Source organism: Microcystis sp. M109S1, from assembly GCF_020247025.1.
Taxonomy (GTDB): domain Bacteria; phylum Cyanobacteriota; class Cyanobacteriia; order Cyanobacteriales; family Microcystaceae; genus Microcystis.
Map to the genome: position 1 here is coordinate 1 of NZ_JADBRW010000335.1, position 11,818 is coordinate 11,818.

The 11,818-nt window shown below is 42.9% G+C and carries 11 protein-coding genes, 1 tRNA gene and 1 pseudogene; 10 read left to right on the forward strand and 3 right to left on the reverse strand.

Annotation, left to right across the window (positions count from 1 at the left end):
• Positions 1–125: 125 nt before the first annotated feature.
• From IM322_RS16900 to IM322_RS16940, 10 genes and pseudogenes are all read left to right on the forward strand, one after another.
• Entirely contained in the window at positions 126–365 is a 240-nt protein-coding gene (locus IM322_RS16900) for a hypothetical protein (protein WP_287674373.1), read from the forward strand.
• A gap of 23 nt (positions 366–388) precedes the next feature.
• On the forward strand, positions 389–1,594 hold the full coding sequence (locus IM322_RS16905) for an FAD-dependent hydroxylase (RefSeq protein ID WP_287674375.1): 1,206 nt from the start codon (positions 389–391) through the stop codon (positions 1,592–1,594).
• 91 nt (positions 1,595–1,685) lie between these two features.
• A tRNA-Pro gene (locus IM322_RS16910) sits at positions 1,686–1,759 on the forward strand.
• 155 nt (positions 1,760–1,914) lie between these two features.
• Positions 1,915–3,837 carry a S9 family peptidase gene (locus IM322_RS16915; RefSeq protein ID WP_287674377.1) on the forward strand — a complete coding sequence of 641 codons (1,923 nt, stop codon included), beginning with the start codon at positions 1,915–1,917 and terminating at the stop codon, positions 3,835–3,837.
• Positions 3,838–4,028: 191 nt separating this feature from the next.
• The gene (locus tag IM322_RS16920) at positions 4,029–4,163 is read left to right on the forward strand and encodes a hypothetical protein (protein ID WP_287079361.1); all 135 of its coding nucleotides are present in this window, start codon (positions 4,029–4,031) and stop codon (positions 4,161–4,163) included.
• Positions 4,162–4,406, forward strand: a pseudogene (locus tag IM322_RS23440) (IS1634 family transposase); the annotation flags it as partial. The gene IM322_RS16920 and the pseudogene IM322_RS23440, both read left to right, overlap by 2 nt.
• Before the next feature lie 372 nt (positions 4,407–4,778).
• Positions 4,779–4,964 carry a hypothetical protein gene (locus IM322_RS16925; protein ID WP_002759041.1) on the forward strand — a complete coding sequence of 62 codons (186 nt, stop codon included), beginning with the start codon at positions 4,779–4,781 and terminating at the stop codon, positions 4,962–4,964.
• A 181-nt stretch (positions 4,965–5,145) separates the two neighbouring features.
• The gene (locus IM322_RS23445) at positions 5,146–5,748 is read left to right on the forward strand and encodes a J domain-containing protein (RefSeq protein WP_353737525.1); all 603 of its coding nucleotides are present in this window, start codon (positions 5,146–5,148) and stop codon (positions 5,746–5,748) included.
• Positions 5,749–5,750: 2 nt separating this feature from the next.
• Positions 5,751–6,752, forward strand: coding sequence for a hypothetical protein (locus IM322_RS16935; protein ID WP_287673538.1), 1,002 nt, complete (start codon positions 5,751–5,753; stop codon positions 6,750–6,752).
• A 267-nt stretch (positions 6,753–7,019) separates the two neighbouring features.
• A complete protein-coding gene (locus IM322_RS16940) occupies positions 7,020–8,078 on the forward strand; it encodes a D-alanine--D-alanine ligase family protein (RefSeq protein ID WP_287673537.1) in 1,059 nt (352 codons plus the stop codon).
• Between the two features lie 57 nt (positions 8,079–8,135).
• Here IM322_RS16940 and IM322_RS16945 read toward each other — a convergent pair whose 3' ends face one another.
• The 3 genes from IM322_RS16945 to IM322_RS16955 form a co-directional block, all read right to left on the reverse strand.
• The gene (locus IM322_RS16945) at positions 8,136–8,837 is read right to left on the reverse strand and encodes a Uma2 family endonuclease (RefSeq protein ID WP_287673535.1); all 702 of its coding nucleotides are present in this window, start codon (positions 8,835–8,837) and stop codon (positions 8,136–8,138) included.
• Positions 8,838–8,903: 66 nt separating this feature from the next.
• Positions 8,904–10,580, reverse strand: coding sequence for a bifunctional 3,4-dihydroxy-2-butanone-4-phosphate synthase/GTP cyclohydrolase II (ribBA, locus tag IM322_RS16950; protein ID WP_287673534.1), 1,677 nt, complete (start codon positions 10,578–10,580; stop codon positions 8,904–8,906).
• Positions 10,581–10,717: 137 nt separating this feature from the next.
• Positions 10,718–11,596: a phycobilisome linker polypeptide gene (locus IM322_RS16955; protein WP_286824366.1), complete on the reverse strand. Its 879-nt coding sequence runs from the start codon at positions 11,594–11,596 to the stop codon at positions 10,718–10,720.
• Positions 11,597–11,818: the final 222 nt, after the last annotated feature.

The following is an 11,818-nucleotide window of genomic DNA, read 5'->3' on the forward strand; positions in this document are numbered from 1 at the left end:
AAACTTTCTAGGAAATAAGGTGGAACATGAGATTTTTTCGACTTGTTCAAAGTGGCCGGAGGGCATTCGGACACTCAAAATGGACGTGGAGAAAGTGTCAGACTTAAGCAATTAAGCGTTTTTCGGTGAAGCGTCAACCCCGTTCAGCGACCACCCTAAAAAAGTGGCGTGGTGAGGAATCGCCGTCCGTTTTACGGCGGCGAGGATGTCAACGCCCTTCCAGAAGTCCAGGAAGAGCGATAACCCGAAACTCTCGGCAACGGACAAAACCCTTTCAAGTCTATCAATGGCTAGGTGGGGTGAAGACCATCAAACCCGACAGCAACCCCGAAAATCGTGTCAGAATAGATCAGTGTAGTCACTGATTATCTTTGAGAAAAATATTTATATGTTAGGACGGGACAGCTACGATTTAATCATTGTCGGGGGCGGCATAGTCGGAACCACCCTAGCGGTGGCCTTAAAAAATACAGGATTAAATATCGCTATGATCGAGGAACGCCCCCTAGAGGTGGCTGCCGGCCGTCGTCAAGCTTATGCCCTCTCGTTGATGTCGAGCCGGATTTTTACAGGCTTGGGTATCTGGGATAAAATCTCGCCCAGTATCGGTAAATTTAGTCATATTCGCCTTTCTGATGCCGATTACCCGATTTTTGTCCCCTTTGTGGTCGATGAGCTAAAAACCGATTATTTGGGCTATGTGGGCGAACATCAAGTGATTCTAACCGCCCTGCACAATGCCAGCCAAGATTGCGATCGCATTGACTGGTTATCCCCTGCCAAAGTGTTAGAAGTGGAGTACGGAGCAGAAAAAGCCACTGTCACCCTGGAAGAAGCCGGTCAAACCCGAAAAATCACCACAAAATTAGTTATCGGGGCCGATGGAGCCAAATCCGCTATCCGGCAAGGAGCGCAAATTAAAACCAAAGGTTGGAAATATTGGCAATCCTGTGTCGCTTTCACCATTAAACATCAACTCGATCGCAACGATACCGCCTTTGAAAGATTTTGGCCCACAGGTCCGATGGGCATTTTACCGCTCCGGGGTAATCGCTGTCAGATCGTTTGGACAAATCCCCATGGGGAAGCGAAAAAACTGCAAGAAATGCCCGAAGCGGAATTTATCAAGAAATTAGAAGCATATACGGGGGGATTACTGGGAAAACTAGAATTAGTTAGCCCCCGCGCTCTCTTTCCCGTACAGTTAATGCAGAGTGATACTTATGTTAAACCCCGACTGGCTTTAATTGGTGATGCCGCTCACTGTTGTCATCCCGTCGGTGGTCAAGGTTTAAATTTAGGCATTCGCGACGCGGCCGCTTTAGCGCAGGTATTAAAGGAAGCAGTGGAAAAGCAAGGGGATATCGGAGCGCTTTCTACCCTAAAATCCTACGAAAAATGGCGTAGATCGGAGAATTTAGCGATTTTAGGCTTCACGGATTTTCTTGATCGCCTGTTCTCCAATAACTGGCCGCCCATCGTTGTCATCCGTCGTCTAGGATTGGCAATTATGCGTGGTTTCCCCCCGTTGAAATTGTTTGCCCTGCAATTAATGACGGGATTAAAAGGACGTATTCCCCAATTAGCTAGATAGCTGGCCGCTAATTCCGGGGATGGGGGAGAAAGGAAGAAAAAAAAGCTTGCAAAATGTCGCGATTATCGCTATGATGGTTAAGGTTCAATATCGGGGCGTAGCGCAGCTTGGTAGCGCACTACTTTGGGGTAGTAGGGGTCGTGGGTTCGAATCCCGCCGCTCCGATTGCAGAAAAACATAGAGTCAGGTAGGGATGCTCACTAGCAATCCCTATTTTGTCCTGTTTACTCGGAATTTCCTGAATTTATCAAGATAAGACGACCGACTCCCGAAAATGAAAACCTCGTACCTCACCATTAAGATCACTGCTGTAGTAGAAAATGTCTAATCAAATATCAGCTTACGGTTCCTGGAAATCACCGATTACCTCCGATCTAATTGTGGCAGCATCGATTAGTCTTGGCGGTGTAACTCTAGACGGAGAAGATATTTATTGGTTAGAAGGCAGACCACAGGAAAAGGGGCGAAATGTTTTAGTTAAATTAAACCCCGACGGCACAACTACAGACATCACTCCAGTGCCTTTTAATGTGCGAACTCGTGTCCATGAATACGGGGGAGGTTCCTATCTAATTGTTGCTGGAATTATCTATTTTTGTAATTTTGCTGATCAAAGAATTTATCGCCAAACTGCTGATAGTTTACCCCAACCTCTGACCCGAGAAAATTCCTGTCGTTATGCGGATTTAATTCTCGATGAATTTCGCAATCGTTTAATCTGTATTTGTGAAGATCATAGCCAAAAAGATCGGGAACCAGTTAATAGTATTGTCAGCATCGATGTAGATACGGGAGAAATAGAAACTTTAGTATCAGGCGATGATTTTTATACCTCTCCTCGCTTAAGTGCCGACGGTTCTCGATTAGCTTGGATTAGTTGGAATCATCCTAATATGCCCTGGGATAGTTCTTTTCTTTGGGTGGCCGATATTAATCATCTTTATTTGAGTAATATTCGGGTCATTGCTGGTGGTGAAAATGAGTCGGTGTGTGAACCGCGCTGGTCCGCCGATCAACAGTTATATTTTACCAGCGATCGCAATAATTTCTGGAACTTTTATTGCTTTAAACACGATGAACAAATCGAACCAGTTATCGAACCAATTGATGCTGAATTTGCCTACCCTCATTGGGTTTTTGGTTTATCTAACTACGGCTTTGCTGGGGAATCCCAGATTATTTGTAGCTATACAAAAGATGGCCGTTGGTATTTAGGAAGTATCGATACTCTTAATCGAGAATTCCAAGAAATTATTACTGCTGATACTAACATTTCTTCTCTACAAGTTAGGGAGAACAAAATAGTTTTTATTGGCGGTTCTTTCAGGGAAGTAACAGCAGTTATCTCAGGGGATTTAGCCACAGGAACTAGAGAAATTCTCAAATCTTCTAGTAATTTAACTGTTTCTAGCGATTATTTCTCGATTCCGGAAATGCTCGCTTTTCCCACCAGTGAGGGACTAACTGCCTATGCTTGGTATTATCCCCCCAAAAACCCCGATTATACCGCCCCCAATGGCGAATTACCGCCCCTTTTAGTCAAAAGTCACGGTGGACCGACGGCTGCGGCGACCTCTAGTTTAAGTCTGCGGGTGCAATACTGGACCAGTCGCGGCTTTGGCTATCTAGATGTCAATTATGGCGGTAGTACGGGTTATGGTCGTCAATATCGTCAGCGTTTGCTGGGAAATTGGGGAATTGTCGATGTGGAAGACTGCATCAACGGGGCAAAATATTTGGTTAATCAGGGATTAGTCGATGGGGAAAGATTGGCAATTTCTGGAGGCAGCGCTGGTGGTTATACAACTTTAGCGGCCTTAACTTTTCATGATACTTTTAAAGCAGGAGCTAGTTATTACGGAGTTAGTGATTTAGAGGTTTTAGCCAACGATACCCATAAATTCGAGTCGAGATATTTAGATAAATTGGTGGGACTTTATCCTCAAGAAAAGGAAATTTACTATCAGCGATCGCCTATTCATTTTACCGCTCAGTTATCCTGTCCGGTGATCTTTTTCCAAGGTTTAGAAGACCGAGTGGTTCCACCCAATCAAGCGGAAATGATGGTAGAAGCTTTAAAAGCGAAAGGTTTACCCGTTGCTTACGTTCCCTTTGCGGGAGAACAACACGGATTTCGTCAAGCTGAATCGATAAAACGAGCATTAGATGCAGAATTTTATTTCTATTCCCGTCTCTTTGGTTTTACTCCTGCTGATAATTTAGAACCCGTAGAAATTAAGTAGGGTCTGCTGAATAAATCTAAAAACCTTGTTGGGTAAGACTTTTAGACTTTTTGTCAATCAAAAAGTACCGGACTGGGAGTGATCAGGGGGAAATTTAGGCACTTTTTCCCTGAAAATTAGGTAGTTGACCACCTGAAAATCGGTAAAACCCTACACCCCACACCCCACACCCTGCTCCCAGGAAAAACTTTTTGCCGCAAACCCTAACTAAGCCTCAAATTCGGAAACTGGCGGAAGTAGAAGTGATTCAATTAGGATTATTTGAGCAGGTAAACTTAGTGGAATTTGAGAGTGAAGATTATCCAGACGAAAGATTAATTGCTTAATGTGATTAAAGCGAGTCGCAGTGAATCCGCTCAGTCTAAAGAGAGAAAAAAACGGAATCAAGATAACTTTCCCGTGCATAGTTTTCGGACTTTGTACAGAAGACTTGGGGACGATTTGCTTGAATACAGTAGAATGTACGATTAGAGAGGGAAGTTATCGTTTTTCTAAGATAACTCGACCGACCCAACTGCAACAATCATGCGTTAGATTTATTAGGGGTTTCCCTGATTTGTACCCAGTAACGGGGTATCGTAAATTCTCTTAATCCCTCCTACAGCACAGGTTATGGCTTTTTGTCAACGGGAAGTCCCTAAGCTGACGTGGAGATGCTTAAAGGGAGCATCTTGCTTTTCCAAATAAGTTTTTGGACAATTCACAGTAAATATCTACAGATTTGACCGTTGGGCGGGTCTAGGCTTAACCATAGTCTCTGTATCGGTTTCAGGCTTTTCTTCTCATTTTAACTCTCTTAGATTGATGAAAGAGAGATAAGTTGTGTTGAGAAATGTGTAGAGTTGCGGCCGACCCTTGACTGGAACCTAAGCTCTCGTGATAACTTGTATAGGAGTTATCGACAAGACACCACCAGCTAGACAGACCTTTCCAGTTTCTATATGTTTCATCCTAACCAATCGGAAACCCGTGAAGATATCCGCGAGTATGTAGCTCAACTACAGCTTCATATGGCTTTACAAGCTCGTAATCTCGTTCCCAGTCTGACTAATACTAGCGATAGTCGCGAGAAACTGCTGCAGGATACCCAAGCAACCATCGAAAAAATCGTTTCCCGTCATTTCTAGTTAACCGATTTTACCCGAGTCACTTTTTTCATTATTAACCACTTGAAAAAGTGGCCACAGCAGTGGTATTGATTTAGGATAGGAAGTTTTCGGGAGTCAGTCCTCGGTCGTTAATACCAAATTAGCCTACACTTCATCTTGATAAGAAAGGCTATATTTTTTGCTGCTTCTTAGGGAAATTATGACCACTAATCCTCTTAACTCGCTCATTTTAGAGCAGATTAGTCTTATCTGTGAGCAATACTCGATCGAAAGTCGTATTCTCGAAGATTTTGCCGATTTTGTCATCAAAAATCACCGTAAAAAGTCGCCCAAACCATCGTTAACTAAATCAAAAACTACAGCCACCACTACCACAGGCCCAAAAGTTAAACCTTTAACTCTAACGCAACTTAAACAGGCAGTTTATGCCTATTTTGAGGTTAGCAATACCACAGAATTAAAAAAATCGAGTATGTTTCAAATGGCTACTAGAGCCTTTGATAATATCAATTTATCTCAGCGAGAAAGTTGGGAGGTTATCTACAGGAAATATATCGGTATTCTTCCCGAAGAAGATTACGAACAGGGGAAAGATTGTATCAACGGTATCAATATTTTTAAATACTTTCGTCCCTATCGTGTTTTCGATCTTGATCCAAACACTGCCAGCAAGGAAGACATTAAAAATGCCTATTATCGTCTTTCTAAGATCTATCATCCCGATAACCAAGAAACAGGAAACTCTCACATCTTTGATCGTTTGACTGTGATGTATAAGTCTATCACCACGGAGATAAAATAATTATGCCTCGCAAAAAAGAAATTTTTACTATCAGAGAAGCTGAACTAATTCAATGGCTTTCCATTTCTCATAAGAGATTGGATGAAATCGTTAGCTTTTTTGATGCTGATCCTAATGATGATTGGGATTTAGTTGAGGGTGACGATTATCAATTTGTCAATAAGGAGAAGAAACTTCGTAACTTTTCCCCTAAAGGTGCTTTTAAAATTGCTTCCTATATCGAGAAGAATGAAAAGCGAGGAATTATATACAGATTTAGAGAATTTTTTACTAAGCACGATCAAAAAATTCGTCGCTCTTTGGCACGAAAATTAATTTTTGCTGAACTCACTGACTCTGGCGAAATTAAAGTTTGTCAAGGACTGGCTATGATTCATAAACAGAGTTTACGGCGAATTTTAGAAACTAATGGAGCCAAGCTAAATAAAACCGTGAATCATCTTCAGCAAAGAACTGATAAACCTCTAGAATTAGGAGTAGATTTTTACGAAGATGAAAAAAGAGAGTTTTGGTTCTCCGAAAGTGGAATAGTGATGATTTCTAAATCCATGAGTGAAACTTTGACGAATAAATCACGCCAAGAAATGTGTAAAATGATTGCCATGGAGTTTCCTCGTGCCTTTAAAGAAATTCAGGAACATCTGGATGACGATACCAAACAAAAAATCGAGATTGAAAAGGCTAAAAAACGAGCTAAAACTAGAGATAAAAACACTTGTCAGGTGACGGGGCAAAAACCGGATAAAGATGTAAAATTTAATCTCGCTGTCCATCATCTTTACTCTGTCCAGAAATATCCCCATCTAGCGACATTAGATCTGAATTTGGTGACTATTAAAGAAGAAATTCACCAAGAATTTCACGGTAATTTAGGGGGATTTCATCAACCTTGCACAATCGAGGATTTTATCGAATTCTTGCATATTTACTATCCCGAACATCAGGGCAATTTAGCCTTAAAACTTCAGAAAACTAAGAAAAAACTGGAAAAATTAGCCAAATAATCATTCAATTCCGGGGGGTGATTCGATAGTAGTGGTATTCATGGATAAAATACCAAAAAGTCCCAAAGTGATTATCAATTTTTTTAGGGAAAGAACGACCAAATTTCATCACAATCGATAATTAATTTATCTTGAGGTTTTGCCGAAACCCCGATCTGACGAGGAACAGCCGCATCTAAATCATTGGCAACTATTGTCAACTCCGCCCATAGTATATATGATAGTTGAACTCTAATTTAGGATATAGCTGGGTCTAGAGAGGATAATATGGATAAGATCAAGGTAGGATTGTTGTTTGGTGGTCGATCGGGAGAACACGAGGTATCTATCAATTCGGCTCGATCGATCCTGCAAGCTTTTAATTACCCCGAAAATCTTGACAAATACGCAGTTATCCCCTTCTATATCGATAAAAATGGCTGTTGGCATTCGGCAGCAACTGCTAGACAAATTTTAACCTCTGGGCAACCCCTAGCTATTGAGAGTAATATAAAAGTCAATATCTGGCAATTTCCCCCAGAAGTGAGCGAAATCGAGGTTTGGTTTCCAATTCTCCACGGACCGAATGGAGAAGATGGCACTTTGCAAGGATTACTCACTCTCATGCGGGTTGCTTTTGTGGGTAGTGGGGTCCTGGGTTCATGCCTAGGAATGGATAAAATTGCCATGAAAACTGCTTTTGCAGCTGCTGGATTACCCCAAGTTAAGTATAAGGCCGTAACCCGCTCGCAAGTGTGGTCAAATCCCTGTATTTTTCCGCAATTGTGCGATCAAATCGCCGAGGAAATAGGTTATCCCTGTTTTATTAAACCGGCTAATTTAGGTTCTTCGGTGGGTATTAGTAAAGCGCGCAACCGGCAAGAATTAGAGGCTGCTTTAGATAGTGCTGCTAGTTATGATCGACGGATTATTGTTGAAGCAGGAGTAACCGCAAGAGAAATCGAATGTGCGGTTTTAGGTAATGATAATCCCCAAGCTTCCTCGGTGGGAGAAATTACTTTTGATAGTGATTTTTATGACTATGAAACTAAATATACTGACGGGCGATCGAGTATGGTTATTCCCGCTAATATTCCTGATAAAATTGCTAATCAAGTGCGAGAAATGGCTGTAGAAGCATTTAAAGCTGTGGATGCTGCGGGATTGTCGCGGGTGGATTTTTTCTATGTGGAAAAGACTGGGGAAGTGTTTCTCAATGAAATTAATACTCTGCCGGGGTTTACTAATTTTAGTATGTATCCCCAACTCTGGAAAGCCACCGGTTTAGAGTTTGATAAATTGGTCGATAAGTTAGTAAAATTAGCCTTAGAAAGACAGGAAAAATAAGGTTAAATTAAGACCGTTTCTAGGATAGGAATTACCTATCCTAGAGATATTGATCAATTAGATAGTTTCAGGATCAATGCCCAATTCTCGTAATTTTTGGGCTAATCTTTCCCTTTCCAAGATAGCTTGTTCTTTTTCGAGGATAGCCTGTTCCTTCGCTTGTCGTTCCTGTAATTCTGCTTCTGCGGCAGTTAGCACTAATTCACCCGTGGGGGTAAAGTAACGCAATTTCCTCTCAAAAATGCCTAAATAGAGTTCTAATTGTTCACTCCATAAATAGCCGTTTTCATTAGCAGCAATAGCTTGATATTGTCCAGCAATTAATCTAAATCCTTGCAGTTCTAAACTTTCAGGATCAAACCAGAAATAGTTAGGAGTCCGAAAGGTATTTTGATAGAGATTTTTCTTTTTATTGCGATCGATATTAGCAGTGGATGGGGAGAGAATTTCCACGATCACATTGGGATATTTACCCCCTTCCCCCCAGACTACCCAACTTTTACGCGAATGTTTTTCCGTATCTAAGACGACAAAAAAATCAGGACCACAAAAATCACGTTTTTTTAGTTGTTCTTCGTTATAGTAGATGGTAAGATTGCCCGAAGCATAGTAATTACTTCTTTCTTGCCATAACCTTTCCAAACAACCGATCAGAATTGTAATTTGTTGCAGATGTAGATCACTTTCCAAGGGTGGTTCATCACTCCATAAATCGGTGGGGGGACAGGTGATTTCTGGGGCAATATCTACAGTGGTCATGGTTTTTCCCCGTTACACTAGCTTTATTTAATTATAACTGTTACAATCTTTTCCAGTCATCAAAAACTAATTTTTGGCTGAATCACGAGTAAAACTGTAGATAATTTGGGTAGCTAATTGTGGTAATTGTGAGAAATCTTCATCGGACATTTTTTGACGATCGAGTTTCATTTGTAATCCCGTCATCGAATCGTCTCCGTCGGAAATTAAAAATTCTAAGCGTTCAATTTCCGACCAATCTTTAATGTCATTTAATATCTTGTCAATAACCAGAAGATAAGGATGGGAAGGATTTTTATACCAATTACTGCTGACACCCTGACGAATATCTAAACCTAAATGTATGATCAAAGGGGCGCGATCAAAAAGGGCATTGGCTACCGGTCGGGTTTCTTCTTGGAGAGATAATTGATTAGCGCGACTTAACTGCCGTAATTTCTCCAATTGATGATATCTTTGCGAAATTGACGGCGGATTTTCCCCCCAACTGAGAGCGATGGTGACTAGATAGGTTTGTAAGAATAGATGTCCTAGCTTTTCCGCTTTTGTGGCTAGATAATTGGAATTATAATCATTAGCCTCGATCAGCAAAGGTACTCGCTCGACTATTTCCAAACCATAGCCTTTTAATCCGGCAATTTTACGGGGATTATTGGTAATTAAACGAATATTTCTCACCCCCAAATCGTTGAGCATTTGCGCTCCCATGCCGTAATCGCGCAAATCGGCGGGAAATCCTAACCTTTCGTTGGCTTCCACCGTATCTAGTCCTATATCCTGTAAAGAATAGGCTTTTAGCTTATTAATTAAGCCAATTCCCCGTCCTTCCTGTCGCAGGTAAACCACCACCCCCAAACCGTTTTTTTCGATCATTTTTAGGGCAGTTTGTAACTGTTGGCGACAATCGCAACGCAAGGATCCCAAAGCATCCCCGGTCAGACATTCTGAGTGCATTCGTACCATTACAGGTTGATCGCCAAAGAGAGCGGGATCGCCTTTCACAATAGCGATGTGTTCGGTTTGATCTAATAAATTTCGGTAGGCATAAAGCTGAAAAGTGCCGAATTGACTGGGAAAATCACAGACCGTTTCCCGATGGACAAAGCGATCGTGTTTTAAGCGATAACCGATCAGATCGGCAATGCTAATTAACCTTAGATTATGTTGACGAGCGTATTCAAATAGTTGCGGTAAACGGGCCATGGAACCATCGGGATTTTGGATCTCACAGATAACTCCCGCCGGATACAACCCGGCTAACCGAGCTAGATCCACGGCTGCCTCCGTATGACCGGCACGTTTTAAGACCCCACCGGCTTTAGCACGAATCGGGAAGACATGACCGGGACGGGTGAGATCGTCGGGACGAGTAACCGGATTAATGGCAACTTGCACGGTTTTCGCCCGATCTTCTGCCGAAATGCCAGTTTTAACCCCTAAATGGGGAGCGGCATCGATGCTAACGGTAAAAGCGGTTTGATTGCTATCGGTGTTTTTTGTCACCATCAAAGGTAATTCGAGAGCATCAAGACGCTCTCCCGTCATTGCCAGACAGATTAAACCGCGAGCTTGCACTGCCATGAAGTTAATCAGATCGGGGGTGGCAAATTGGGCCGCACAGATTAGATCTCCTTCATTCTCGCGATTCTCATCATCAACTACGACAATGGCACGTCCGGCTTTGATTTCCGCTAAGGCAGTATCGATAGAGTCAAAAGCGATCGAAGTGACAGTCACAGGCATTAAAACGAGGGAATTATTTTCATTCTACAGGTTTGCTCGATCTGCTGAGGGTCAATTTCTGCCAGTTCCCTAGAAAAAAGTCTCCCGGTGAACCTGACGGCTGCCCGGGAGACTTTTAGCTATCTTCAGCTAGAAAATTAATTCAAACTAGCGGGGGTGATGCTGGCAACTTTGCCACCGAGACGGTTGATCTGTTGCAGGGTGTTATTTAACTGTTCAAAGGGGACGATAACCGCTTTGCTACTGCGACGGACACTGGGATAACCCGGTTTGCTGATGGCGGCAATTTCCACGCGATAGAGCTTACCCACATTACCATAGGCCACACTACCACCAAGAGCTTTACTGGGGGTGTTGCGTTGACCGGAGGGACGATAGGCCCAACCATCGCTGCCACCGGAGGGACCGACTACTGCCGAAGCACCGTTTTGGGCTAATTCCACCGCTAAACGGGAGGTTTTGCCGGCAATCTGAGAGCGATCGCTGTTGGCATAACCGCGATAGAGTTGGAACATCCGGGTAAATCCCACGGTTTTTTGACCGGGTTGGCTGGCAAAACCGCGATAGTAGGGAACGATGCTATCACCGAAGTTTTCGGTATATTCGGCGGAATCGATGTAGGAGTCGATATCGGCCTCGAATCCTTTGTTTTCGTAGAGATCGAGGTGATAGACCACTTCCGACTCATCGTAGGGAGCGCGACCTAAAAGATGTTTGATATTAAGTTCGATGACGCGGGTTTGGAAGTTACCGTAGAAGAATTTGTTCTTATACAGTTCCGATTTGGCCACGGCGCGGACGAATTCCCGCACGGTGATCGAACCGTTACAGAGTAAGGATTCGGCACTGGTAAGGCGCTCGGAACGCATGATATAGTCATTGCCTAGCACCTGACGATAGACAGCGCGAATAACCGCCTGTGCCTCGTCACGAGACCAATCGGGACGTAATTCCACGGGAGCAACCTCGCTAAAAGCGGTTGTCCCTAAACGGGAAGCTGAGGTAGTAATTGCCACTAAAGTTCTCCTACAAAAAAAATGATCATCGAAAATTTTGGGTGGGAAACCCCGCCGTTCTAGGTTGGCTTTACGTTAGTCTTAAAAAGACCGTCTCGAAAACCAAGTGGGCGGACAGCACCTTGAAAACTCGGCTTAGGGGGTTCCGTTCAGAAAAGCTTGTCCGGGTAAAAAGTCGCGCGCAACAAGTACAAGAAGCGTTTAGTCAGAACCGTACCGTGG